Annotated in this window: 23 protein-coding genes; 12 read left to right on the forward strand and 11 right to left on the reverse strand. The window is 65.3% G+C overall.

Annotated elements, in window-relative coordinates:
* Positions 1 to 48: 48 nt before the first annotated feature.
* A complete protein-coding gene (locus tag C7C56_RS08180) occupies positions 49 to 858 on the reverse strand; it encodes a mechanosensitive ion channel family protein (RefSeq protein WP_106756947.1) in 810 nt (269 codons plus the stop codon).
* 241 nt (positions 859 to 1,099) lie between these two features.
* On the opposite strand from C7C56_RS08180, the gene C7C56_RS08185 reads away from it, so the two are divergent.
* From C7C56_RS08185 to C7C56_RS08200, 4 genes are all read left to right on the forward strand, one after another.
* The gene (locus C7C56_RS08185; protein WP_106756948.1) at positions 1,100 to 2,365 is read left to right on the forward strand and encodes an alpha/beta fold hydrolase; all 1,266 of its coding nucleotides are present in this window, start codon (positions 1,100 to 1,102) and stop codon (positions 2,363 to 2,365) included.
* Positions 2,362 to 2,769 carry a BlaI/MecI/CopY family transcriptional regulator gene (locus C7C56_RS08190; RefSeq protein WP_106756949.1) on the forward strand — a complete coding sequence of 136 codons (408 nt, stop codon included), beginning with the start codon at positions 2,362 to 2,364 and terminating at the stop codon, positions 2,767 to 2,769. The genes C7C56_RS08185 and C7C56_RS08190 overlap by 4 nt, the downstream gene beginning before the upstream one ends.
* Complete coding sequence (locus C7C56_RS08195) at positions 2,769 to 4,307, forward strand: M56 family metallopeptidase (RefSeq protein WP_106756950.1); 1,539 nt, start codon at positions 2,769 to 2,771, stop codon at positions 4,305 to 4,307. The genes C7C56_RS08190 and C7C56_RS08195 overlap by 1 nt, the downstream gene beginning before the upstream one ends.
* 92 nt (positions 4,308 to 4,399) lie before the next feature.
* A complete protein-coding gene (locus tag C7C56_RS08200; RefSeq protein WP_106756951.1) occupies positions 4,400 to 5,269 on the forward strand; it encodes a class I SAM-dependent methyltransferase in 870 nt (289 codons plus the stop codon).
* Positions 5,270 to 5,332: 63 nt separating this feature from the next.
* Here the strand turns inward: C7C56_RS08200 and C7C56_RS08205 are convergent, their stop codons facing one another.
* The 3 genes from C7C56_RS08205 to C7C56_RS08215 are packed head-to-tail and all read right to left on the reverse strand — an operon-like array spanning position 5,333 to position 6,421.
* Positions 5,333 to 5,671 carry a rhodanese-like domain-containing protein gene (locus tag C7C56_RS08205; protein WP_106756952.1) on the reverse strand — a complete coding sequence of 113 codons (339 nt, stop codon included), beginning with the start codon at positions 5,669 to 5,671 and terminating at the stop codon, positions 5,333 to 5,335.
* 40 nt (positions 5,672 to 5,711) lie between these two features.
* Complete coding sequence (locus C7C56_RS08210; protein ID WP_146204346.1) at positions 5,712 to 6,110, reverse strand: hypothetical protein; 399 nt, start codon at positions 6,108 to 6,110, stop codon at positions 5,712 to 5,714.
* Positions 6,107 to 6,421, reverse strand: coding sequence for a metalloregulator ArsR/SmtB family transcription factor (locus C7C56_RS08215; RefSeq protein ID WP_106756954.1), 315 nt, complete (start codon positions 6,419 to 6,421; stop codon positions 6,107 to 6,109). The genes C7C56_RS08210 and C7C56_RS08215 overlap by 4 nt, the downstream gene beginning before the upstream one ends.
* Before the next feature lie 202 nt (positions 6,422 to 6,623).
* Here C7C56_RS08215 and C7C56_RS08220 point away from each other — a divergent pair, with 202 nt between their 5' ends.
* From C7C56_RS08220 to C7C56_RS08230, 3 genes are all read left to right on the forward strand, one after another.
* Entirely contained in the window at positions 6,624 to 7,472 is an 849-nt protein-coding gene (locus C7C56_RS08220; RefSeq protein WP_106756955.1) for a hypothetical protein, read from the forward strand.
* 18 nt (positions 7,473 to 7,490) lie between these two features.
* On the forward strand, positions 7,491 to 8,063 hold the full coding sequence (locus tag C7C56_RS08225) for a YajG family lipoprotein (RefSeq protein ID WP_106756956.1): 573 nt from the start codon (positions 7,491 to 7,493) through the stop codon (positions 8,061 to 8,063).
* Between the two features lie 175 nt (positions 8,064 to 8,238).
* Positions 8,239 to 8,775, forward strand: coding sequence for a DUF2058 domain-containing protein (locus tag C7C56_RS08230; RefSeq protein ID WP_106756957.1), 537 nt, complete (start codon positions 8,239 to 8,241; stop codon positions 8,773 to 8,775).
* A 15-nt stretch (positions 8,776 to 8,790) separates the two neighbouring features.
* On the opposite strand, the gene C7C56_RS08235 is transcribed toward C7C56_RS08230, so the two are convergent.
* Both C7C56_RS08235 and C7C56_RS08240 read right to left on the reverse strand, forming a co-directional pair.
* Positions 8,791 to 9,663, reverse strand: a complete 873-nt coding sequence (locus C7C56_RS08235) for a CAP domain-containing protein (protein WP_106756958.1) — start codon at positions 9,661 to 9,663, stop codon at positions 8,791 to 8,793.
* A gap of 143 nt (positions 9,664 to 9,806) precedes the next feature.
* Positions 9,807 to 11,387, reverse strand: a complete 1,581-nt coding sequence (locus C7C56_RS08240; protein ID WP_106756959.1) for an isocitrate lyase — start codon at positions 11,385 to 11,387, stop codon at positions 9,807 to 9,809.
* 300 nt (positions 11,388 to 11,687) lie between these two features.
* On the opposite strand from C7C56_RS08240, the gene C7C56_RS08245 reads away from it, so the two are divergent.
* Complete coding sequence (locus C7C56_RS08245; protein WP_181373067.1) at positions 11,688 to 12,515, forward strand: serine hydrolase; 828 nt, start codon at positions 11,688 to 11,690, stop codon at positions 12,513 to 12,515.
* A 365-nt stretch (positions 12,516 to 12,880) separates the two neighbouring features.
* Here C7C56_RS08245 and C7C56_RS08255 read toward each other — a convergent pair whose 3' ends face one another.
* Positions 12,881 to 13,360, reverse strand: coding sequence for a hypothetical protein (locus C7C56_RS08255; protein ID WP_106756961.1), 480 nt, complete (start codon positions 13,358 to 13,360; stop codon positions 12,881 to 12,883).
* A 207-nt stretch (positions 13,361 to 13,567) separates the two neighbouring features.
* On the reverse strand, positions 13,568 to 15,373 hold the full coding sequence (locus C7C56_RS08260; protein WP_229458414.1) for a tetratricopeptide repeat protein: 1,806 nt from the start codon (positions 15,371 to 15,373) through the stop codon (positions 13,568 to 13,570).
* A 156-nt stretch (positions 15,374 to 15,529) separates the two neighbouring features.
* Between C7C56_RS08260 and C7C56_RS08265 the strand changes: the two genes are divergently transcribed.
* Positions 15,530 to 17,083: a cryptochrome/photolyase family protein gene (locus C7C56_RS08265; protein WP_370660187.1), complete on the forward strand. Its 1,554-nt coding sequence runs from the start codon at positions 15,530 to 15,532 to the stop codon at positions 17,081 to 17,083.
* A gap of 99 nt (positions 17,084 to 17,182) precedes the next feature.
* Here C7C56_RS08265 and C7C56_RS08270 read toward each other — a convergent pair whose 3' ends face one another.
* Positions 17,183 to 18,433: a DUF819 family protein gene (locus C7C56_RS08270; protein WP_106756963.1), complete on the reverse strand. Its 1,251-nt coding sequence runs from the start codon at positions 18,431 to 18,433 to the stop codon at positions 17,183 to 17,185.
* A gap of 286 nt (positions 18,434 to 18,719) precedes the next feature.
* Here C7C56_RS08270 and C7C56_RS08280 point away from each other — a divergent pair, with 286 nt between their 5' ends.
* Together C7C56_RS08280 and C7C56_RS08285 are read left to right on the forward strand one after the other, a co-directional pair.
* Positions 18,720 to 19,691: a MerR family transcriptional regulator gene (locus C7C56_RS08280; protein WP_106756965.1), complete on the forward strand. Its 972-nt coding sequence runs from the start codon at positions 18,720 to 18,722 to the stop codon at positions 19,689 to 19,691.
* Between the two features lie 41 nt (positions 19,692 to 19,732).
* Complete coding sequence (locus tag C7C56_RS08285) at positions 19,733 to 20,077, forward strand: TIGR02450 family Trp-rich protein (RefSeq protein ID WP_106756966.1); 345 nt, start codon at positions 19,733 to 19,735, stop codon at positions 20,075 to 20,077.
* Between the two features lie 56 nt (positions 20,078 to 20,133).
* On the opposite strand, the gene C7C56_RS08290 is transcribed toward C7C56_RS08285, so the two are convergent.
* Positions 20,134 to 20,853, reverse strand: coding sequence for an SDR family NAD(P)-dependent oxidoreductase (locus C7C56_RS08290; protein WP_229458416.1), 720 nt, complete (start codon positions 20,851 to 20,853; stop codon positions 20,134 to 20,136).
* Between the two features lie 85 nt (positions 20,854 to 20,938).
* A complete protein-coding gene (locus C7C56_RS08295; protein WP_106756967.1) occupies positions 20,939 to 21,397 on the reverse strand; it encodes a fasciclin domain-containing protein in 459 nt (152 codons plus the stop codon).
* A 350-nt stretch (positions 21,398 to 21,747) separates the two neighbouring features.
* On the opposite strand from C7C56_RS08295, the gene C7C56_RS08300 reads away from it, so the two are divergent.
* Complete coding sequence (locus C7C56_RS08300) at positions 21,748 to 22,692, forward strand: MYG1 family protein (protein ID WP_106756968.1); 945 nt, start codon at positions 21,748 to 21,750, stop codon at positions 22,690 to 22,692.
* The last annotated feature ends 10 nt before the right edge of the window (positions 22,693 to 22,702 follow it).

Here is a 22,702-nt window from a genome sequence, read left to right on the forward strand (position 1 = left end):
TTTTTTTCGCAGGCCCCCGCGGGCTCTTTTGCGCCGGACGGCCTTGTTTCAGCCCTCGCCACGGCCGTAGGGATCGCGCCGGTAGCCGCCGATCAGGCTGCGCCGCACGTTGCCATCGAAGTTGCCGCCGGCATTTTCGTTGGCCGCCGTTCGCATATTGCGCGCGAGGCGGCCGCCCTGCTGGCGCAGGTGCCAGCCGCGCACGATCTCGCCGGCCGTCTCGCGCCCGCCAAGGCCGAACGACAGGCCGAGCGCGATGGCGATCGCGCCCACAAAACCCATGAAGAAAATGTTGACCAGGCTGGCGGCGATGCCGATCTGGTTGATCGCGACCACCACCGCGAACACCCACACCGCCGACTTGGCGACCCGGGCCAGCAGTTCGGGGTTGCCGAGTTCGCCCTTGGCGGCGGCCCCGCGCACCACGGTGCTCAGCGCGTTGGCGGCGATGCCGCCGATGACCAGCACCACCAGCGCGACGATCAGGTTGGGCAGCCACAGCAGCAACTGGCGCAGCACGTCGGACACGGCCGGCAGGCCGAGCGCGTCGAAGGCGATCATGAGCGTGAGCAGGCGCACGAACCATTTGGCGATCAGGGCGATGGTGCCCGAGGCGTCGGTGCGCATGCCGGTTTTTTCGATGAAGCCGGCCAGCCCGGCGCGCGCGGCGAAACCGTCGAAGTGCACCTTGCGCAACACGGCCGCGAGCGCCTTTTCGGTCAGCGAGGCGAGGATCCAGCCGATGACGAGAATGACGACAAACCCGAGGATTCGTGGCACCGCCAGAAAGAACAGGGAAAACGCGGAAGAGAGCGATGCCATGAGCGCATCACCCCAGTTGGTCACTTGGTTCGGCATGTGTTACTCCTTGGGTCGGGCCAGACAATTGAAAGGGCGCACCACAGCGGGCAACTGCCGCAGCAATGCAGTGTTTGTTCGACCACCAGCGTTCTGCTGAGTTCAGTCGGCGCTTACGGGCGCCGGACGGACCAAATGCGGGATCGAAAAATCGCGCTTGATTTCATGCTACAGGTGCGGCATGCTACTCTTGTAGCATGTTTGCGGCAGGACCATTCGATAACGATTTTTAGGAAACGCGATGTCTTATTTATTCAAGCGGCAGATGGCCGCACTGTTGTTGGCACTGGCCGGCGCCGGCGTTTTGACGAGCGCGGCGGCGGCCGAGTTCGACGGCATGCTCGATGTCGGCGCCGGCAAGCTGCATGTAGTCCAGGGCGGCAGCGGCCCCTACACGGTGGTGTTCGAGGCCGGCTTCGGCAGCGACCTCGGCGTCTGGCGCAAGGTCGCGCCGCAGGTCGCCAAGAACGCCCGGGTGGTCATGTATTCGCGCGCCGGCACCGGCAACTCGCCGGCCCGCACGGCCCCGCTCGGACCCGGGCAAAGCAGCGCCGAGCTGGCGCGCCTGCTGGCGCAGGCCAAGGCGGCGCCTCCCTACATCCTGGTTGGCCATTCGTATGGCGGTTTCGTGATCCGGCAATTCGCCGCCGCGCATCCGGAGCAGGTGGCCGGCATGGTGTTCGTCGATCCCGCCGACGAGGGGCTCGAACTGGCGCTCAAGCGGGTCGACGCGGCGCGCGTGGCGCGGGACCAGCGCGCCATGGCGGGCTTCGTGCCGCCGCGGTACGCGGCCGACCTGAAGCTGGTGCAACAGATCCTCGACGAGGGCAAGTTGCCGGCCATGGCGGCCCTGCCCGATGTCGCCGCCGTGCTGCTGACGTCGGTCAAAGCGCGCGACGGCGCCGAGTTCTTCCAGGAGACCCCGGCCGCCGTCAGGATCAAGCGCGAACGGCACCAGGCGTTTTTCAGCCAGTTCAGCAACGGCGCCCACGTGGTCACCGCCAACAGCGGCCACAATATCCACCTGCAGCAGCCGGAGCTCGTGATCGGCGCGATCGGGCAGGTGATCGACGCCGCGGCGCAGGCGGCCGAACGGCGCGCCCAGCAACTGGCCAGGCAGGCGCTGATGGCCGAACTGGAGAAGGCGGCCGCACTGCTGGGCGCGCGGCAGGGGGCGGGCGCCGGGGCGCTGGTCGTGGCCGCGCTGAAACAAAGCCGGCTGGGCGAGAGCGACATCAACACGCTCGGTTTCGACGTCATAAACAAGGGTAAGCAGCCGGTGTTGGCCGAATTGATTTTGAAATACAATGCACAGGCGTTCGCGCAGTCGGCGAACGCGGCCGACAGCCATGGCGAGGCGCTGCTGGGGCTGCGGCGCGCGGCCGAGGCCAGACAGCAGTTCGAGCGCGCGTTGGCGCTGGCCAGGGCGGGCGGCGCCGGTGAACGGGCCCTGGCCGCTTATCAAAGCAATCTGGACAAGGCAGAAAAGGCGCTCAGGCAACCATGAAAAAAACCCCCGACCCGGCCGCACCGGCCAGCCTCGACGACCTGCCGCTGCGCGAGCGCCAGGTCGTCGAACAGGTCTACACCCTGCACGAGGCGACCGCGACCCAGATCCAGGAGGGGCTCGAGGTGGCGCTGACCAATTCGGCGATCCGCGCCATGCTCGCGCGGCTCGAGGAAAAAGGCGTGCTCCAGCACCGGGTCGACGGCCAGCGCTACCTCTACAGCGCCGTCGTCCCCAAGCAGGCGGTGCGCGACTCCGCGCTCAAGCGGCTGGTGGGCACCTTCTTCGACAACTCGGCGGCCAGCGCCGCCACCGCCTTGCTGGGCATGTCAGACCAGCTCAGCAACAAAGACCTCGACGCACTCGAGGCGATGATCGCCAAGGCCAGGGCGGAAGGGCGTTAGTGGCTGGCACCGACCTGGTCCTGCTGCTGCTCAAGCACAGCCTGATGGTCGTGCTGGTGTTGCTCGCGCTGCGTTCGCTGTCCCGCGCCTCGGCCGCGCGGCGCGTGTTCGCGGCCCGTTGCGGCCTGTTCGCCCTGCTCCTGACGCCGCTGTTGTGGTTGCTGCTGCCGGCCTTGCCGCTCGGCCTGCCGTACGCGTGGACGGCGCTGCTCGATCCGCCGCTGGCCTTGCCCGAGCTCGCATGGCTGGCCAGGCTGCCCGACGGCGCGGCCGCGTTCGCGGCGCCGTCGCGCGCGGCCGATCTGGGACGCGCGTTGTTGTGCGTGTACGCGGCCGGCGTGTTGCTGTGTCTGCTCAATCTGGCGCGCAAGCTGCGCGGCCTCCAGCGGATCGCCGGCGCCTCCGAGGCGCTCGAGGCGGCGGCGTGGCGCGCGCCGCTGGCGCGGCTGCGCGGTGCGCTCGGCATCCGGCGCCCGGTGCGGCTGCTGGTGTCCGACCGGGTCGCCTCGCCGCTGAGCTGGGGCCTGTGGCGCCCCGTGATCGTGCTCGACCGCCACAGCGCCGGCAACGCCGAGCCCGACGCCATTCTGGCGCACGAGTTGGCCCACATCGCCGCCCACGACTGGGCCGCCCTGTTGTGCGCGCGGGTGCTCGTGGCGCTGTACTGGTGGCACCCGCTGATGCATCTGTTGCTGAGAACCTTCGAGCACGACATCGAGTGCGCCGCCGACGACGCGGTGCTGGGCACGGGCGTGCCGCCGTCGCGCTACGCGCAAACCCTGGTGTCGGTGTCGCGCAATGCGTTCTCGCCGCCGCGCGGCGCCTCGCTGGCCACGCCGATCGCCGGACGCGGCGCCTTGCTGGTCGCGCGCATCGGCGCCCTGCTCGAACAGCAGCGTCCGCGCGGGCGCGTGAGCGCGCGCCAATGGCTCGCCGGCGCCGCCATGACGCTCGCGCTGGTCGGCGTGCTGGGCAGCCTGGTGCTGCGCGGCGAACACGTGATCTGGCCCGACCGCCTGCTCGCCGGCACGCAAGGCGCCGCCGGCCGCGGCGCCGAACAATTGCTGGGCGAACTGGGTAACCCCAATTTCACGCAATTGGCGGCCGCGATGCGGGCGCAGGATTTCACGCGGCGCCATGCGGCGCAGGCGGAGTCGTTCCGCCAGCGCGCCGCGATTCCGCCGCTCATGCTGGCGCTGCAGGACCGGCGGCCCGTGGTGCGCCAACTGGCGCTGTGGGGCTTGAGCGAGATGCGTTTCGGCGAGACCGCGCCGGCGGTCGCCGCGCTGCTGGCCGACCCGTCGCCGCTGGTGCGGGCCGAGGCGGCCGGGGCCCTTGGCGACATCGGGGAAACGCGCTGGCTCCCGGCGCTGCTGGCGCTGCTGCGCGACCCCGACCCGCGCGTGCGCGCCCGCGTCGCGCACGCGCTGGGCGACCTGGGCGAGCCGGACAGCATCGCCGCGCTGGAGTCGGCGCGGGACGATCCCGATGCCGCCGTCGTCGGGCAGGTCGACTGGGCGCTGCGCGAATTGCGCTGAAGGTCGGGGCCGGCAATCGGGGTGCGTTGAACGGAATGGGGCTGGGCGGGGTCAAACCCGTACGTCGTTAACCTTGCCACCGGAGACGCACCATGAGCGACCCAATTCAACCAGCGGTGCCAGGCGCGCAGCCGCGCCCAACACCGGCGCCCGATTCTGACGCCATCAAACAACGCCAGCGCGCCACCTGGGCCAGTGGCGATTACGCCGTCATCGGCGTCACGCTCCAGATCGTCGCCGAGTCGCTGGCCGAGGCGGCCGATGTGCGCGCCAACGAACGCGTGCTCGATGTCGCCGCCGGCAACGGCAACGCCACCCTCGCCGCGGCGCGCCGCAACGCCCGCGTCACCGCCACCGACTACGTGCCGGCCCTGCTCGACAAGGCGCGCGGGCGGCTCGAGGCCGACGGCCTGAGCGCCACCTTGCGCGAGGCCGATGCCGAGGACCTGCCGTTTGCCGACGGCGAGTTCGACGTGGCGCTGTCGACCTTCGGCGTGATGTTCGCGCCCGACCACCGGCGCGCCGCGGGGGAGATGTTGCGCGTTGTGCGCGGCGGCGGGCGCATCGGCCTGGCCAACTGGACCCCGGACGGATTCATCGGACACCTGTTTAAGACGGTCGGCGGCCATGTTCCCCCGCCCGCCGGCTTGCAGCCGCCGGTGGCATGGGGCACCGAGGAACATCTGCGCGACCTGTTCGGCGTCCATGCGCAGCACATCAGTATCGAACGCAAGATGTTCAAATTCCGCTACGCCTCGCCGGCCCACTGGCTCGAGGTGTTCCGCAACTATTACGGTCCCCTCAACCGGGCCTTCGCCGCGCTCGACGCCAACGCCGGGCTGGCGCTCGAGAAAGACATTCTGGCGCTGTTCGACCGCTTCAACGAGGGCGGGCCGGGCTCGCTGGTCGTGCCCTCCGAATACCTCGAGGCCGTCGTGTTCAAACGCGCGGTGCTGATGTAATCTGGCCCGGTGGCCCGGTGGCCCGGTGGCCCGGTGGCCCGGTGGCCTGCCGGCCCGGCCGCCTCAGGCGCCGCTGTCGACGGGCAGGTGGGCGTCGGTCCAGCCCGTGATGCCGGCCGACATCACGCGCACGTCGCTGTAGCCGAGGCTCTTGGCGCGCTTTGCCGCATTGGGCGCTTTGCGGCAAAGCGGGTTCGAGCAATAAAACACCAGGCCGGCGTCGAAGTCCTGCGGCAGCGCCGCGGCGTCGAAGTCGACCCCCAGATTGATGGCGCCGGGAACGCGCGCCCTTTCCCACGACTGCGTGTTGTTGACGTCGACGATCGTCAGCGGGCCTTTGCGCATGCGCTCATGCAGGTCTTTGGGGGAGATCGATTTCAGTCCCATCAGCATTGCGAACATGGTGTTCCTTTATGTGGTTTGGCAACAGAAAAAGCGTGGATCAGGTGCGCGAGCCGCTCGCGCCGACGCCGAGGCAACGCAGCACGGCGAGCAGCAAGCCCGTGCCGAGCAGGCCGGCCCCGACCAGGCTGGCCATGCCGATCGGGGCGAACAGCGAAGCGCCCATGTAGCCGAGGCCGCCGAGCACGAGGCTCCAGCCGGCGAAGCGGCGCGCGGCCTGGTCGGCCGCCGGCGAGCTTGCCGCACGGGCGCGCGCCGTGAGTATTTTCGGGATCGCGTTGGAGTAGGCCACCACCACCGCGCCGAGCAGCGCGCCGAGCAGCCGCTGCGACCATTCCGCGCTGATATAGTCCGGCGCAAGCCACGCGAGCGCGGCCGAGGCGCCGAGGATGAAGGCTGCCGCCAGGATCGAACGGCCCAACGAGAATGTCGCACTCATGATTTTTCCTTATGTGATTTATCAGCGGGTTGGCCGCCTCCGGCTCGCGTGACCGCCAGGCCGAAGGTTTGGGCGAAACTGAGCAAAGCGTCCTCGAGCACCGACAACTTGATGCGGTAGGTGATCGTGCGCCCCTGCTTTTCGGGTTCGATCAGGCCGGCCGCGACGAGCACCGCGAAGTGCGCCGACATGGTTGGCTTGGACACGTCGAACATGTCGGCGAGTTCTCCCGCGCCGATCGGCCCCTGCTGTAGATGCTGGAGGACCATGCGACGGGTGGGATCTGACAGGGCTTTGAAAATTGTGCTCATGTGTCGATTATTAGCTAATCATCGAACTATTGCAAGCGTTTTCGTTTTTCCCATTCCGGCAGCCCAGGCCGACGCCGGCGTGCGGCTTTTTCCAACAAACAATATTTCTGTTTTGAATGGCCATATTTTCAAGTAAAATTTTCTGCGAGATAAATTTTGCGCCCTTTGGAAACAAGGTCAATCCATTCGAAACGAGGAAAAAATGCTGTCAAGAATAATTGTTGCCTGCGCGCTGGCGCTGAGCTTCAGCGCATGCACCACCGCGCCAACCCGGATCGCGCTCGATTCGGCCGCAAAACAAGAACTGCTCGAGGTGACCACCTGGAACCAGTTGCCGCAGGACGAAATGATCGTGCGGGCGGAGGCGAGCGGCGTCGGCGCCGCGACCGGCGGCGGCCTGATCGGCGCCATCATCGATTCGAAGGTCGGCGAGTCGCGCCAAAACAAAATGCAGGCCGACATCGCGCCGTTCTATGCAGCGGTCGATGATTTCGATTTCCGCACGCTCTACACGCAGGCCCTCACGGCAGCGCTCGCCAGCGGAACACCGGTCAAGTTCGGTGCTGTCGAAACGCCGACGGTGTTGCCGACACCGGCCGAAAGCGAAGCGCGCATAAAAGCGCTCGCCGCCGGCACGGGCATCATGGTGTTGCAGACCGCCTACACGTTTTCGCCCGATTTCAAGCACCTCCAGGTCACGACCCATGCCGCAATCTCGCGCGCAAAGAGCGAGCAGAAAGCGTTTTTGAACTCCTATGTGTACGTCTCCGCGGCGACCGGCGCGGGCGGCGTCGAGTCGATCAAGGCTTGGGCCGATGCCAACGGTGCGCAGTACCGCGCCGCCTCGAATGAGGCCGTGCAGCAGATCATGCAGATGCTCAAGCTCGATTTGATGGCCAACGCCACCGATCCGGCCGACCTGCCGAAAGCGGCGGCCCCCGTCGTCCCCGGCGTGTACCTCGGCGCCGGACCCTTGCCGGTGCTCGCCTCCCAAAACGGGCGGGTCATTCTGCGCTCGTTGAGCGGCAACCTTGTCTCCGTAGCACAATAGAAACCGGAAAACCACACCATGAAACCATCGATTTATTTTTGTGCGCCCCTGCTGTGCTGCCTGCTGACGGCCCACGCCGCGCCGGTTGAAAAGACGCCCTTGAGCTACGACGCGCAAGCGACCGAGATAGTCCGGATCACGCCCCTGCAGGGCGCCTGCGCCATCAATTTCATGAGCATCAGCGACCGGCGTTTCACCAAAGACGGCATCGGCGCCGACATGCCCATCCCGTCCGGCCCGCCGGAGCCCTGGATCAGCGCCAGCCTCGACACACTCAAGGCTTACGGCTTTCCGGTGACCCACAGCGCCAGTCCCGTGCCAGGCGCCGTCAATCTCGACGTGCGCCTGACCCGCGCCTACACCTGGATCACCCACATGCGCATCAACGGCATGGTGGCGATCGAGGCGGAATCGAAGCAAGCCGACGGCGTCAAAACCGAGAAGTTCCGCTCGGCCGGCAGCAAGACCAATATGTGGGGCGCGAAAAGCGAATACGTGACGGCCCTGAACTACGCGGTCAATTCGGTGGTCGACCAGATGGCGCCGGCGCTCCTGCGCCATTGCCAGAGCGCCAAAACGGCCGCGCGCTGAGCGAGCCCGGGCGTTCAACGCCGCCCTTGTGCAGCGTGCCCGCCGTCCCGGGGCGCCGGGCGCAACGGCGGCGCTTTCCATCTTGGGCCGGCAGCGATATCTTTGCTATGCTATCGACTTTGCGCTGGCCGGCGCCGCTGTCCGTGCCGCGGACCCTCATTTCGGAGCAGCACACATGGCCTCATTGCAAGATCAGTTCTTGAAAGCCGGACTCATCGACAAGAACAAGGCCAAGCTGGCCGCCCAGGACAAGAACAAGCAGAAAAAGGTCGAGCGCCGCACGGGCGCCGAGACGGTCGACGAGGCGCGCCTGGCCGCGCTCGAGACGCAGCGCAAAAACGCCGAGCGGGCGCGCGAACTCAACGCCCAGCGCGACGCCGCCGCCAAGCAAAAGGCGATCATGGCGCAGATCGCGCAGATGGTGCAGAAGAATCGCCAGAGCAAGGGCAACGGCGACATCGCGTACAACTTCACGCACGGCACCAAGATCGAACGCATGTACGTGTCGGCCGCGGTGCAGGCGCACCTGGTTGCCGGGCGCCTCGTCATCGTTTGCCAGGGCGGCGGCATCGAACTGGTGCCGCGCGTGATCGCCGACAAGATCGCCGAGCGCGACGCCTCGTTGGTGGTGCGGGTCAACAAGGCCAGCGCCGAGGTCGACGCCGACGATCCTTATGCCGCCTTCCAGATTCCCGACGATCTGATGTGGTAGGCACGCTGGAGCCGTTTAGCGCGGCGTCCCGAACACCTGGGTCCAGTAGATGCGCGGTCGTTCGAGCGCCGCGTCGAAGCCGTAGGCCGAGCCCATCTCGGTGAACTCGCGGTGCATGATGCTGGCGCAGTGCCCGGGGCTCGACAACCAGCCCGCGACCACTTCGGCCGGCGACTCCTGGCCGAGCGCGATGTTTTCGGCGATGCGCCGCCAGAGATAGCCCGCCTGCGCGGCGCGCTCCGACACCTCGCGCCCGTCCTTGCCCTTGTGCCCGAAATAGCGCTGCCTGGCCATGTCGAGGCTGTGGGCGCGGGCCGCTTCGGCCAGCGCGGGGTTCCACGACAGCGCAGGCGCGGCGGCGAAGTGCTGCTCCCCGCACAGCCTGCCGCTGGCGCGCGCCAGGTTGACGGCGGCCAAAACGCTCTCGCCTGCCGCGCGCAGGTCAGGCAGCCGGCTCGCCACCGGCGGCGGGGCCGGCTGGGCCAGCACGATCAGCCAGTTGTCGCCGCTCAGGCTGGCGCCGATGGCGGAATATTGCGTGCTCAACAGTGTCTTGCAATACCTGCGCACGAGCTCCCCCATCACGTAGTGGGTGTCCCGTGCGCCCGAGATCGAAATTGCTTGCGCAATGGCATCTCGATAACCGGCGCGCTCGAGCGCATGGTTCAACAAGGTGTCCGATGTGACCCGTACCCGGCCCAGGGCCGGATGCGGCGCCAGCGGGGCGACAGGCGCCGCGCGCGCGCCATTGCAACTGCCGGGCGCCGCGCGGTACTCGTTGATGAGGTCGACAAGCTTGTCGCGGCTTTGCGCGTGTGCCGGGGCGCACAGCGCGAGGCCGGCCAAAGCCAGCCAAGGCGCGAACGCCGTCCGTGTGCGAGTGATCATATTTTTCAAACGGGCTGTCCGCGGGTTTGGGTGTGCCCAAGCATACACCCTCGTGTTGCGCACGGTAGGTCGCCACTTGGAACTGAACGCCGGATGAAAAAAAGCCCGCCGAAGCGGGCTTTTTTTGACAGCGGCGCGAACCCTTAGAACTGGTTCATCGTGTTGTCTTTGCCGGAAGCTTTCAGGGCCGCTTCGCCGCTGAAGTATTCCTTGTGGTCGTCGCCGATGTCGGAGCCCGACATGTTCTGATGCTTGACGCAAGCGACACCCTGGCGGATCTCCTTGCGCTGGACGCCCGCGACATAGCCGAGCATGCCCTGGTCGCCGAAGTAGTCTTTCGCGAGGTTGTCGGTCGACAGCGCGGCGGTATGGTAGGTCGGCAGCGTGATGAGGTGATGGAAGATTCCAGCTTCGCGGGCGGCGTCGGCTTGGAAGGTGCGGATCTTCTCGTCCGCCGCGATCGCCAATTCGGTGGCGTCGTATTCGACGCTCATGAGCTTGCTGCGATCGTAGGCCGACACGTCCTTGCCTTCGCCCTTCATGCTGTCGAACATCTGCTGGCGGAAGTTCAGGGTCCAGTTGAACGACGGGCTGTTGTTGTAGACCAGCTTGGCGTTCGGAATGACCTTGCGGATCTCGTTGACCATGCCGCCGATTTGCGCGATATGCGGCTTTTCGGTTTCGATCCAGAGCAGGTCGGCGCCGTTTTGCAGCGAGGTGATGCAATCGAGCACGCAACGCTCCTCGCCCGTGCCGGCGCGGAAGTGGAACAGATTGCTTGGCAGGCGCTTGGGACGCAGAAGCTTGCCGTCGCGTTTGATGACGACGTCGCCGTTGCTCATCGACTCGGTCGAGACTTCCTCGACGTCGAGGAAGGAGTTGTATTGGTCGCCGAGGTCGCCCGGCTCGCGCGTTACCGCGATTTGCTTGGTCAGGCCGGCGCCGAGCGAGTCGGTGCGGGCAACGATGAGGCCGTTGTCAACGCCGAGCTCGAGGAAGGCGTAGCGCACCGCGCGGATTTTGGCGAGGAAGTCTTCGTGGGGCACGGTGACCTTGCCGTCCTGGTGGCCGCACTGCTTTTCGTCGGAGACCTGGTTCTCGATCTGGATGCAGCACGCGCCCGCCTCGATCATCTGCTTGGCCATCAGGTAGGTCGCCTCGGCGTTGCCGAAGCCTGCGTCGATGTCGGCGATGATCGGCACCACGTGGGTGATGTGGTTGTCGATCTGGTCCTGGATGGCTTGCTTGGCGGCGCCCTCGGCAGCGTCGAGCTGGCGGAACAGGCCGCCAAGCTCGCGCGCATCGGCTTGGCGCAGAAAGGTGTACAGCTCGCGGATCAGGTCGGCGACGGCGGTTTTCTCGTGCATCGACTGGTCGGGCAGCGGACCGAATTCGGAGCGCAGCGCGGCGATCATCCAGCCCGACAGGTAGAGGTAGCGGCGGTCGGTCGAGTTGAAGTGCTTTTTGATGGAGATCATCTTTTGTTGGCCGATGAAACCGTGCCAGCAGCCGAGCGATTGGGTGTACTTAGACGAGTCGAGGTCATAGTTGGCCATGTCGTCGCGCATGATCTTGGCCGTGTAGTTGGCGATGTCGAGACCGGTTTTGAAGCGGTTCTGCGCGCGCATGCGGGCGGCCGACTCAGGATTGATCGCGTTCCAAGCGCTACCTTCTTTTTCTTTCAAGCCGGCGATGGCGTTGATATCGTCTTGATACTGTGACATGTGAATCTCCTGGATGTGGGCAAGGTTGAAAGTCGTTTTAAGTATCGCTGCGTTGGTTCGACCACGTGCTAACAAGGCGGCGAGGAAGCGAAGTGCATGTAGTAATGATAGACGTTTTCCGCACGGGCATCGAGTCTTATATAAGACATATAACTAAAATTAATTCGTTTAAATTCAATGGCATGTAAAGTATTTTTTGTAATGTGGAATCGACTTTCGAAAAATGGAATGCTCGAGGCGCGCGTTCCCCGCTGTCTATTTCATATTGTGGAATGTCTTTTCATCCCGTGCGGAAATGTCATGGGTAGCATGCATTCCAGTTGGAAATATTGCGTAAAACGAAAAGTGCGGTTCATGTCAGCATCCTCGCGCAGTCCGGCCGGCCCGGAGCGGCGTTCGTGGCGGCGCAACGGGCGCGCCCTGTGGTCGCCATGTCGGCGGCAGTGGTCGCGTGAGGATTTTCAATTTCAATGTCTTGGCATATCATTGTCAAGTTTTCATGTCGACATAAAATCGAGGTCGGTTGTGCGATCAGTTATTCCTGCTGTTTTACTGTCACTCGCTCTCCTGTTGCCGTGCCTGGCGCAGGGCACCGATCGATTCGAGAGAATCTCGCCGGAGCAGGCCGGCTATTCGAGCGAAAAGCTGGAAAAATTAAGGGAGGCATTGCATTCCTCCGGCTCGCAATCGATGGTCCTCCTGCACGACGGAAAGGTCTTCTTTGAGTGGGGCGACATACGCAAGAAGATCCTGGTTCATTCGATACGCAAGGCCTTGCTCAGCTCCTTGTACGGAATCTACGTCGAGCGCGGCGCGATCGACCTGCAACAGACCCTGGCCCAGCTCGACATCGACGACGCGCCGCAAGCATTGAACGCGCAGGAGCGCTCGGCGCTTTTGCTGGACCTGCTCAAGTCGCGTTCCGGCGTCTATCACGCGGCGGCGGCGGAGGCTGAAAGCATGATCGGCGCCATGCCGAAGCGCGGACAGTTCGCGGCCGGCGCCCACTATTACTACAATAACTGGGACTTCAATGTCGCGGGCCATGTGTTTGAACGGGCCAGCGGCATGCGCATTTACGACGCCTTCGACAAACACATAGCACAGCCTTTTGGTTTCTGTCGATAGCATGTGAAGAATGACCGGCTTCCATTTGCCGCTGATGATGTCAATGGCCACCACCATTGGACAGCCGAGCGGATTCTCGATGTGCCAGGATTTCATCATAGAGTTACCTTCGTCCGCGTTGCTTGGCCTCGTCGGCGCCGGGATGGAGAAATTCTACATGGGGCATGGGGGCCCCTTGCCGGCGAAGGAGGTGTGCCGGCATCCGCACCAGCTTTCTCGAACCGAGGCGAAATCGGCTGCGCTTGCGACTGAGCCGGCAGCCCGAAGGCCGCAATGACAGCAAGTGCCAGGCCCGCTCGCTGGTGCCGACAAGCAAATGAAAACGCCGCCCACGGGCGGCGTCGGTTGCGCAAAATCCGGCGGGATTACTTCATCGCGCCTGCCACTGCCGGGGACGCTCCGGCCGGCTGTGCCTGCAAGGCGTTGTCGACCATTTCGCTCATCGTGATCTGCATCAAAACGGGATAGTCATAGGCGGCGCCCGACGCCATATCGACCCCGGCGCCAATCACGCCGCCGAAAAGAAGATTGCCCGCGAGCATGCCCTTGGTGCTGGACTTGATGGTTGCCACACCGGTCGGCAGGCCTGATTTTTCGCACTTGACGCTCATGTCGCCGAAGGCGCGACGCACGGTGACGGAACCCGGGGTGGTCACGAAGTACACGCCCTTTTCGTTCTCGAGCTTGCAGCTTGCACCGGCTACCTTGTTCCCTTCCGACAGCGTCTCGACGGACACAACCTGGTTGGTGCCGCTGACGATCGATGCACAACCGCTGAGGGTTGTGACTGCGGCGCACAGCGCCGCCAGGGAGATTGCGCGGGCGCGGAGGGGCATTTTTGTCATTTCATTCCTAGGTGGGTGCCGTTTGTCGGCTAATAATTATTAGTTGCCGAAACATTATATTTACGCAACTAACTTTCCGCAATGAATTTCGGATTTTGTAACCCGGCGGAACAACAGCCATCCCGCAAACAAAAACGCCACCCGAAGGTGGCGTTAATTTGTCCTGGGCGGCCCGGGGCGCAATCCCCCGGGTCGGGAGCGGCCGCTCTACAAATCCGACAATGCCGGCCCCCCCGGTTTGCCGAGCCAGGTGGTCTCGAAGCGCTTGCGCGCGGCGCCGAGCGCGGCCTCGTCGCCGCGCTGGCGGTAGACTTCGATCAGTCCGCTAAGCGCCCAACCGTTGCTAGGGGTGCGCGCCAGCGATGCGCGCAGCGCGTCCTCGGCCTCGTCGAGGCGGCCGGCGCGCAGCAGCGTCGCCCCCAGCGACTGGCGCACCGGGTAGTACCAGTACGGCGGCTCGGTGTACGGCAGCTTGTCTTGGATCGCGACGGCCTGTTGGTAGTATTTGATCGCACTCGGCCAGTCGCGCCGGGCATCGGCGAGGCGGCCGTTGGCGACCGCGCGCGCGGTTTGGACGATTTCGCGCGCCGGCACGCCCGTGTCGGTGGTGGGCTTGAAGTCGGCGTTGCGCTCGATGGCCGCGATCGCGTCGATTTCTTTGCGGCTGTCGGCGAGCGCCCCCTTGCGCGCGTGGCCGACCGCGCGCGCATAGTGCCACATGGCCTTGACCAGCACCAGATCGGGCCCGGGGTCGGGCAGCGCGAGCAGCGTGTCGGGACTGCTGAACTGCACATGCGAGAAATACGGCGCTGACTTAACAGGCTGCATCACGCTGAACTGCTTGACCAGCGCCGCACTGAGCGAGTTGTCGAGCTTGGCCGAGGTGAGCGCGGTCTTGCCGTCGCCCCCCATGAGCGCCGACACTATGACGAAGTGGATGTTGTGGGGATAGTAGGCGCCCTTGTACACGGGGTCGCTGTCGGAGGTCTTGAAGTATTTCTCGTCGACGGCGATCGCGTCGAGGTTGCTTTCGAGCGCGTCGCGGTACAGGCCGACACGGTAATAGATGTGCGATGGCATGTGGACGATGTGCCCGGCCCCGGGAATCTGCCTGGCCAGCTGGCGCGCGTAGGGCAGGACCTTGTCGGGATGGGTCGACGCCTCGACCGCGTGGATGTAATAGTGGATCGCGCCGGGATGGGTGGGATTGCGTTCGAGGATGCGCTCGAGCGCATCGACCAACTCCGCGGTGCGGTTCTTGGGCTTGCCGCCGCCGGCCTCCCAGTAGTCCCACGGCGACAGGTTCATCAGCGCGTCGGCGAACAGTACCTGGACCGTGTCGTCGGTGGGGAAATTGCGCGCCGCCTCGGTCATGGCGGCCGCGTAGGCCTGGTCGAGCGGCGCGCGCTCGGCCGGCGCCGGGGCGGCATAGCGCCGCGAGAAGGCCTTGATCAGGGCTTGTTCGGCCGGCTTTGCGGCGCCCGACAGCTTGACGGCGCGCGCCGCCGCCGCGACGGCGGGCACGACGGCGTCGGGGAACATCGGGTTGTTGATGTTCGGTCCCAGCACGAACGCCTCGCCCCAGAAGCACATGGCGCAGTTGGGATCGAACTGCTGCGCGGCGCGGAAGGCGCGGGCCGCTTCGGCATGGTTGAAGCCGATGGTCAGGCGCATGCCCTGGTTAAAATAGGCCTGCGCCTTGTCGCTCGCGGTCGAGATGCGATAATGCAGCGTGCCGAGGTCGGTGTAAGGGGGCGGGGTGCCGCCGGCGGCCTTGCCGGGCAATTGCTTGGACGGCTGGAATGGCGTGGTTTCGGCCTGCGCGAGGATCATGCGTTGGAGCAGGGGCGGGCGGCCGGGCCTGGTCGACGTGCACGCGGCGCCGTCGGCAAAAGCAAAAAACGGGTCGATCGGCTTGGCTGGCGCCGCGCTTGTTTGCGGCAGATTTGCCAGCACCAAAACGCCTACGCCCCCAATGGCCGCGATCGTCGCGGCAATGCGCGTGGTTTTCATGGCTTCCCCACTGCGGCGCCCGACAGCGCCAAAATGTAATAAATTAGACGCGGCGCGCAAATTCGAGTTCCTGAAAACGCGCCTCGCGGGTGCGGTGACGATAGTCGGTTGCGGCGCCAAATATAGCATGTTGACAACTAACGACGAACTCAAAAAATGACCGGAATGACAAACGCGGACGGCCCCAGGCTCAGACTGATCCTGGGCGACCAGCTCAATGCGCAACACCGCTGGTTCGGCGAGGTCGACGATGCGACGATCTATGTACTGATGGAGGTGCGTCAGGAAACCGACTACGTGCTGCATCACGCACAAAAGATCCTGGCGATTTTCGCGGCGATGCGCGCGCTGGCGCGGCAGTTGCGCGCGGCGGGCCACAAGCTGCACTACCTCGCCATCGACGACGCCCGCAACCTGCAATCGATCCCCGCCAATATCGACGCGCTGGCCGCGCAGTATCGCGCCACCGCCGTCGAATACCAGGAACCGGATGAATGGCGTCTGGACCAGCAGTTGTACCTGCATGGACGCCGCTCGCCGATCCCGTGGTTGATGGTTGACAGCGACCATTTTTATACGACCCGCAATGGCGCTGCGGATATCTTTATGGGACGCAAACAATGGTTGATGGAATTTTTTTACCGCCGGATGCGGGTCGAACATCAGGTGTTGATGGACGATTCCACAAAGCCGCTCGGGGGACAGTGGAACTTTGATCACGACAACCGCAAGCCGTGGCGCGGCGTCCCCGCCGAACCGGCCGATGCGCGGGCCTTGCACGACCATTCCGCCTTGTGGAAAACGATTGTTGGCGCGGGCGTCAAGAGCTTCGGCAATCCAAAGGCCGACCGGTTCGCATGGGCCCTTGACCGCGAAGAAGCCCTGCATCAACTCGATGCGTTCATCGACAATGCGCTGCCGCAGTTTGGCGATTTTCAAGACGCGATGAGCGCCAAGGCGTGGCGCCTGTTCCATTCCTTGTTGTCGTTCGCCTTGAACGTGAAAATGTTGAACCCGCGCGAGGTCGTCGCCAGGGCCGAGGCGGCGTACCAGGCGGGCCGCGCGCCACTGGCCGCGGTCGAAGGTTTCATCCGCCAAATACTGGGGTGGCGCGAATATGTGCGCGGTGTGTACTGGGCCAACATGCCCGGCTACGCCGAGAAGAATTTTTTCGGGCACACGCGCGCGCTCCCCGGGTGGTTTTGGGATGGCAAAACCAGGATGAATTGCCTTTCGCATGCGATCACCCAATCGTTGGAGCAGGCACATGCGCACCACATCCAACGCTTGATGGTTATCGGCAATTTCGCGCTGCTCGCGGGATTGGACCCGGCACAGGTGCACCGCTGGTACCTTGGCGTCTACATCGACGCGTTCGAGTGGGTGGAGCTTCCCAACACCGTCGGCATGAGCCAGTTCGCCGACGGCGGCTTGCTGGCCACCAAACCGTATGTCTCGAGCGCCGCCTACATCGATCGCATGGGTGACTATTGCAAAGGCTGCCACTACGATAAAAAGCTCCGTGTCGGCGAACGCGCCTGCCCCTTCAACGCGCTGTATTGGGATTTTTTTCAGCGCAATGCGGCCACGCTCGAGCGGAACCCGCGCATCGGCATGGTGTACCGCCAACTGGCCAAGATGGATGAAGCGGAGATCGCCGATTTCCAGCGGCAGGCGCGAAGCGTGACGGGGAATCTGGATTCCTTGTGACGCAATGCAGCGAGGTGGCCGCCAGAAACGGCGACGCCAACCGGTGGGGGTTGGCGTCGCGCACCAGGCATTGGCCGGAAACTTCCGGCCGGCTCTCGCTCAACCCCCGGCGAGCGCGCGCAGGGAGATGCCGGTGATGTACGCGCCGTAGGTGCCGAGCGCATACCCCAGCACGGCGAGCAACACGCCGACCGGCGCCAGCGCCGGGTGGAAGGCGCTGGCGACGACCGGCGCCGATGCCGCGGCGCCAATGTTCGCCTGCGAGCCGACCGCCATCATGAACAGCGGTGCGCGGATCAGTTTGGCCATCAGGATCATCAAGCCGCCGTGGACGGCGATCCATATCAGGCCCAGCAGGAACAGCCACGGACGGTCGAGCAGGGCGCTCAGGTCCATCTGCATGCCGATCGTCGCCACCAGCACGTAGAGCATCACCGTGCCGAGGCGCGAGGCGCCGGCGCCCTCGTAGGTGCGGGCCTTTGTAAAGCTGAGCAGCAGGCCGATGGTCGTGGCGATCACGACGATCCAGAAGAACATCGAGGTCAGGCTGTAGTCCTGCAGGCGCCATTCGGCCGGCAGGGTGGCGATCCAGCCTACCAGCAGTTGCGCCATGAAATGGGCCAGTCCGGTCGCGCCGAAGCCGATCGCCAGGATCATCATGATGTCGGTCAGGGTCGGGATGCGCGCGTGTTGCGCCTGGTATTTCTCGATGCTGTCTTTCAAGCGGTTGAGCGCGGTCAGATCGGCGCCGGTCCAACGGTCGAACGCGGCGGAGCGGCTGGCCAGGAACAGCAAAAACGCCATCCACAGGCTCCCCACCAGGACATCGACGGCGACGAACTGGCCGAACATCGTCGCGTCCACGTTGAACACCTCGCGCATGGCGGCCTGGTTGGCGCCGCCGCCGATCCATGCGCCGGCCACGGTGGTCATGCCGCGCCAGGTGTCGCCGGCCACGGTCTCGGGATGGATCACGCGCATCGCCTCGAACGCCACGAGGGCGCCGATCATGACGCCGACGGTTCCGGTCAGGAACATGATGATCGCCTTCGGACCGAGCCGGACGATGGCCTTGAAGTCGATCGCCACGCACAGCAGCACGAGGGAGGTGGGCAGGAGGTAGTCGCGCGCCACCGGGTACAGTTTCGAGGTCGTGCCATCGATCACGCCGAGTGTGTTGAGCAGCGAGGGGAGCAGGTAGCACAGCAGCAGCGCGGGCACGTAGTTGTAGAATTTTTTCCAACCACCATCCTCGCGGGAGGACGTCCACATCACGCCGCCGAGTATGACGGCGAGCATGCCGAAAATGACGGCATCGTTGGTGATCATGGGAACAGATACAGGCGGCATAGGGCGGGCTCCAGGGTTTTCTTGTCAGGACCGGGGAATGGCGTGCATTGTGCAGCCCGGCAATCTCGGAGCGGCGAGTATCGCCGGGCTTGCGGGCGCCGTCAATGATGAGAAGTGCGGCGGTATTGACATCCGGCCTGCCGCGGCCGGGTGGGGCGGGCGTGGGACGCTTCGGCGCTGGGAATGGCTTGAACCGGAATTGAACTGGATTATGGCCGATATTAGTAATTTCCGATCGCATCCCGCGATATAATCGAGCCTACAACGGCACAACACGGTTCATATCATGGTTCAACAATCCCCCGGGGCTGCCGACGGCGACCTTGCCCAATATCGCAGCGGCGTCGCCGCCAGGCTCGCCGGTTTGCCGGTGGAGACGCTGCGGGTGTGGGAGCGCCGTTACGGCATCTCCGACACCGGCCGCAGCGCCCATGGGCAGCGCTTGTATTCGGACGCCCAGGTGCGGCGGCTCCGGCTGATCAAGCAACTGGTCGACCAGGGTCATCCGATCGGCGCGCTGGCCCAGTTGCCGCTTGAGCAACTGGGCGCGCTGGCGGTGGTGCCGGCGGCGCGCGCGCCAGTGGGGCCGCTGCGGGTGGCGCTGGTGGGCCAGGCGCTCGCGCTGCGCCTGGGCGGCGGGCGCGAAATGCTCGCGCTCGACATCGTGGCCCATTGCCACGATCTGGGCGGCGCGGCGACGGCATTGTCGGGCGCCGGCGCCGAGGTGCTGCTGATGGAAATCTCTGAACCGGACGACAGTGTCGTGCCGGCGGTCGCCGCGCTGCGCCAACAGCTCGGCCTCGCCGCCGTGGTGCTTTACCGCTTCTGTTCCGGCGCCACGATCCGCCAACTGCGCGCGCACGGCTGCCTCGTCGCGCGCGCGCCGGCCGATACCGCCGAGATCGTCCTGCTCTGCCAGATGGCGCTCTCCGCCGTGCCGGCCCCACAGCCGCGGATGCAGGCGGCGCAGCCGCGCTTGGGGGCGCCGGCCCCGCCCCGCTTCGACGACCGGGCCTTGGCGCTGCTGGCCGCCGCCGGCAGCAGCGTCGCTTGCGAATGCCCGCGCCACCTGTCCGAGATATTGCTGATGCTGGGCAGCTTCGAGCGCTACAGCGAGCAGTGCGCCGCGCGCACCGTCGACGACGCGTTGCTGCACGAGCAACTAGGCCACGCCGCCGGCGCCGCCCGCATGTTGATCGAAACCGCGCTCGAGCGCGTTGCGCGGGCGGAGGGCCTGCCCTTGCCCGCCGGGATGTGAACCCGCCGGGATGTGAACCTTAAGCAGAGACCAGGAAAGCCATGCCAAACGAGGACATCGCCGACGCCAAGCCCGCCCCCGCCCCCGCCCCCGCCCCAGTCCACTACGGAGCGGTCGGGCCGGCCGGCGCCACCGCCCCCGCGCGCAAGAACGCGCGCGCGCAAACGCGCCGCCTGCAAGCGGCCAAGCTGCTGCGCAGCAAATGGACCGCCACCGTCCCGCTCAACAAGGAAAAGCATTTCATCGTCACCGCCCTGGTATCGCCGGACGTCCCGGGCGGGCTGGTCGACGCCGTCACGATCGAGGCGGTGCTGACGGGGCGCAGCTTCACCCTGCGTTGGCGCGAACTGAACGACGCGGCGCAATGGCTGCAGGGCTGGCGCTGACGGGCGCTGGGGGGCGCGGTTGGGCGTTTGGGCGTGGCCGCAGGGCCGGGCGGCCGCTACCAGGGCAGTTCGTCGCCGTTGTACGATCTGAACGAGCCGCTCGCGGCCGGCGTGAGCGCGTCGAGCACGCGCAGCATGTCGGCGGCGGCGTCATGCGCGGGGCGGCCGATGGTCTCTCCCCGAAACGGGCGCGACAGGGGCGAGTTGACGGTGCCCGGATGCAGCGCGACCAGCACGCTGTTCTTTTGGCTGCGCGAGACCTCGATCGCCGCCGTCCTGACCAGCATATTGAGGGCGGCCTTCGAGGCGCGGTAGCTGTACCAGCCGCCGAGCCGGTTGTCGCCGATGCTGCCCACTTTCGCCGACAGCATGGCCATGATGGCGCGTTCGCCGTCGAGCAGCGGCGCGAAGTGGCGCAGCAGCAGCGCGGGGCCGAAGGTGTTGGCCTCGAAGGTGGCCCGCATCTGCGTGGCATTGAGGTCGGCGAGGCGTTTCTCCGGCATGAATGCATCGGTGTGCAGCAGGCCGGCGGCGTTGATGATCAGGTGGTAGCGCGGGCCGTGCGAGAGTTGCCGCGCGGCCTCGGCGACGCTGTCTTCGTCGGCGAAGTCGAGCCGCGGCGACGACTGGCGATGCAGGCCACGCACCGACGCGCAGCGCGGCGACGCTGTCAACAAATCGACCAGGGCGGCGCCGATCGTGCCGGACGCTCCTGTCACAAGTGCGTGGAATTGGTCGGGAAGGCTGTCCATCATGCTGTGCGGCTCCGTTTTCATTGTTTCTGCATCGTTTCGGCATCGCTCAAAAAAACGCCAACATGCGTTGGCGTATCAAAGGGGGACGTGGGCGGGCGTGCCCGGTTTACATCTTCGGCATCAGCACGGTGTCGATGACGTGGATGACGCCATTGTCGGCGCCGATGTCGGTGTTGGTGACGTGGGCATTGTCGACCATCACCTTGCCGTTCTTGGCCTTGACTTTCACCGCGCTGCCTTCGACCGTCGTGACCATGCCTGGCTTGACGTCGGCTGCCATGACCTTGCCCGCCACGACGTGGTAAGTGAGGACCTTGGTCAGCGCGGCCTTATCCTTGAGCAGGGCGTCGAGCTTGGCCTTGGGGATCTTGGCGAACGCGGCGTCGGTCGGCGCAAAGACCGTGAACGGCCCCGGGCCCTTGAGCGTGTCGACCAGGCCCGCCGCCGCCACCGCCGTGACCAGGGTGTTGAACGTGCCCGCCGATTTTGCCGTCTCGACGATGTCGGCCGCACTTGCCGCGCCAAACGCCATCGTCATTGCTGCTGCCATGAGAAATTTCTTCATTGTGAGCTCCTGTAGTTGAATCATCGCGAAATGCGGGGTTTTTGACGGCTGTCACCGTGTGACCCGGTATCAAGCGCCTTTGCTTGAACCGTTGTTGAACCGTTTGATACTGATATTATCGAACAAATCTTGGTGTGTCCAACGTGATTCGGTACAAATATCGTCAAAAGCGGGTCATTATCGGTTCACTTGATGTGCGCCATGCCTGGACTTCCGCCGCCGCCCACGGCCGTTTTCGGGGAGCCGCGGGCCCAAACCCGGTATCATTCCTCCAGGGCGCCATCCGGAGACCGGAGCGCCGCGTCAGCCGCCGTGCAATAAGGCACTGCGGACAGGAGATTGGATTTTGTATGGTGATTGTGACCCACAGCGGCAAGTTCCACGCCGACGACGCGTGGGCCGTGGCGGTGCTCAAGATATTGTTTCCCCAGGCCGAGGTTGCGCGCACGCGCGAGCCGGCACGGGTCGAGGCGGCCGACTTCGCGGTGGACGTCGGCGGTGTTTGGGACCCTGCCACGGGGCGCTTCGACCACCACCAGAAGGGTTTCTCGGGCGCGCGGCCAAGCGGCGTGCCCTACGCCAGCGCCGGCCTGGTGTGGCGGGAATACGGGGCGCGCTGCGTCGGCACGCTCGCCGCGGCGCATACGGGGCACCAGCTGGCGGACGATAAGGCGGTGGAAATGGCGCATGCCATCGACGCCGATATCGTGCAGTACCTCGACTTGTCCGATGTGGGCGCGGCCAAGAACGCGCCGGGCGGCTATGGCCTGTCCGCCGTGGTGTCCGGGTTCAATCCCAACTGGCTCGACGAGCAAAATCTGGGCTACGGCGACGCCGCCGATGCACACAGGCTCAGTCAATTCACCCGCGCCATGGAACTACTCACCGACATCATGATCAACGCGGTCAAATACCGTGTCGGCGCCATGCTCTCGGTCGAACTGGTAAGGCGGGCGGAGGTGCTCGAAGAGGGCAGGGTGCTGTTTCTGGAAAACGGCGCGGTGCCCTGGACCCAGGTGGTGCGCAAGGAAATGCCCAAAGTGCTGTTCGTCATCAGCCACAATATCGCCGAGCAGCGCCACATGATCCACACGATCCCGGTCAGCCCTGACAGTTTCACCGCGCGCGCCGATCTGCCCGAGGCATGGGCCGGCTTGCGTGACGCGCAACTGGCGGCCGTGACCGGGGTCGACGACGCCGGCTTTTGCCACAATGGCCGGTTCATCGCGTCGGCCAAGTCCTATGCCGGCATACGCGCCATGGCGTCGCTGGCGCTGCAGGCCTTTGAAAAATAACGTGCCCGCG

The organism is Massilia glaciei (assembly GCF_003011895.2).
GTDB lineage: Bacteria > Pseudomonadota > Gammaproteobacteria > Burkholderiales > Burkholderiaceae_D > Telluria_A > Telluria_A glaciei.

Bases quoted from the DNA above. Each gene is read 5' to 3' on its own strand.
- C7C56_RS08180 (WP_106756947.1), bottom strand. From the start codon at position 858: ATGCCGAACCAAGTGACCAACTGGGGTGATGCGCTCATGGCATCGCTC.
- C7C56_RS08185 (WP_106756948.1), top strand. From the start codon at position 1,100: ATGTCTTATTTATTCAAGCGGCAGATGGCCGCACTGTTGTTGGCACTG.
- C7C56_RS08190 (WP_106756949.1), top strand. From the start codon at position 2,362: ATGAAAAAAACCCCCGACCCGGCCGCACCGGCCAGCCTCGACGACCTG.
- C7C56_RS08200 (WP_106756951.1), top strand. From the start codon at position 4,400: ATGAGCGACCCAATTCAACCAGCGGTGCCAGGCGCGCAGCCGCGCCCA.
- C7C56_RS08205 (WP_106756952.1), bottom strand. From the start codon at position 5,671: ATGTTCGCAATGCTGATGGGACTGAAATCGATCTCCCCCAAAGACCTG.
- C7C56_RS08210 (WP_146204346.1), bottom strand. From the start codon at position 6,110: ATGAGTGCGACATTCTCGTTGGGCCGTTCGATCCTGGCGGCAGCCTTC.
- C7C56_RS08215 (WP_106756954.1), bottom strand. From the start codon at position 6,421: ATGAGCACAATTTTCAAAGCCCTGTCAGATCCCACCCGTCGCATGGTC.
- C7C56_RS08220 (WP_106756955.1), top strand. From the start codon at position 6,624: ATGCTGTCAAGAATAATTGTTGCCTGCGCGCTGGCGCTGAGCTTCAGC.
- C7C56_RS08225 (WP_106756956.1), top strand. From the start codon at position 7,491: ATGAAACCATCGATTTATTTTTGTGCGCCCCTGCTGTGCTGCCTGCTG.
- C7C56_RS08230 (WP_106756957.1), top strand. From the start codon at position 8,239: ATGGCCTCATTGCAAGATCAGTTCTTGAAAGCCGGACTCATCGACAAG.
- C7C56_RS08235 (WP_106756958.1), bottom strand. From the start codon at position 9,663: ATGATCACTCGCACACGGACGGCGTTCGCGCCTTGGCTGGCTTTGGCC.
- C7C56_RS08240 (WP_106756959.1), bottom strand. From the start codon at position 11,387: ATGTCACAGTATCAAGACGATATCAACGCCATCGCCGGCTTGAAAGAA.
- C7C56_RS08245 (WP_181373067.1), top strand. From the start codon at position 11,688: ATGGGTAGCATGCATTCCAGTTGGAAATATTGCGTAAAACGAAAAGTG.
- C7C56_RS08255 (WP_106756961.1), bottom strand. From the start codon at position 13,360: ATGACAAAAATGCCCCTCCGCGCCCGCGCAATCTCCCTGGCGGCGCTG.
- C7C56_RS08260 (WP_229458414.1), bottom strand. From the start codon at position 15,373: ATGAAAACCACGCGCATTGCCGCGACGATCGCGGCCATTGGGGGCGTA.
- C7C56_RS08265 (WP_370660187.1), top strand. From the start codon at position 15,530: ATGACCGGAATGACAAACGCGGACGGCCCCAGGCTCAGACTGATCCTG.
- C7C56_RS08270 (WP_106756963.1), bottom strand. From the start codon at position 18,433: ATGCCGCCTGTATCTGTTCCCATGATCACCAACGATGCCGTCATTTTC.
- C7C56_RS08280 (WP_106756965.1), top strand. From the start codon at position 18,720: ATGGTTCAACAATCCCCCGGGGCTGCCGACGGCGACCTTGCCCAATAT.
- C7C56_RS08285 (WP_106756966.1), top strand. From the start codon at position 19,733: ATGCCAAACGAGGACATCGCCGACGCCAAGCCCGCCCCCGCCCCCGCC.
- C7C56_RS08290 (WP_229458416.1), bottom strand. From the start codon at position 20,853: ATGAAAACGGAGCCGCACAGCATGATGGACAGCCTTCCCGACCAATTC.
- C7C56_RS08295 (WP_106756967.1), bottom strand. From the start codon at position 21,397: ATGAAGAAATTTCTCATGGCAGCAGCAATGACGATGGCGTTTGGCGCG.
- C7C56_RS08300 (WP_106756968.1), top strand. From the start codon at position 21,748: ATGGTGATTGTGACCCACAGCGGCAAGTTCCACGCCGACGACGCGTGG.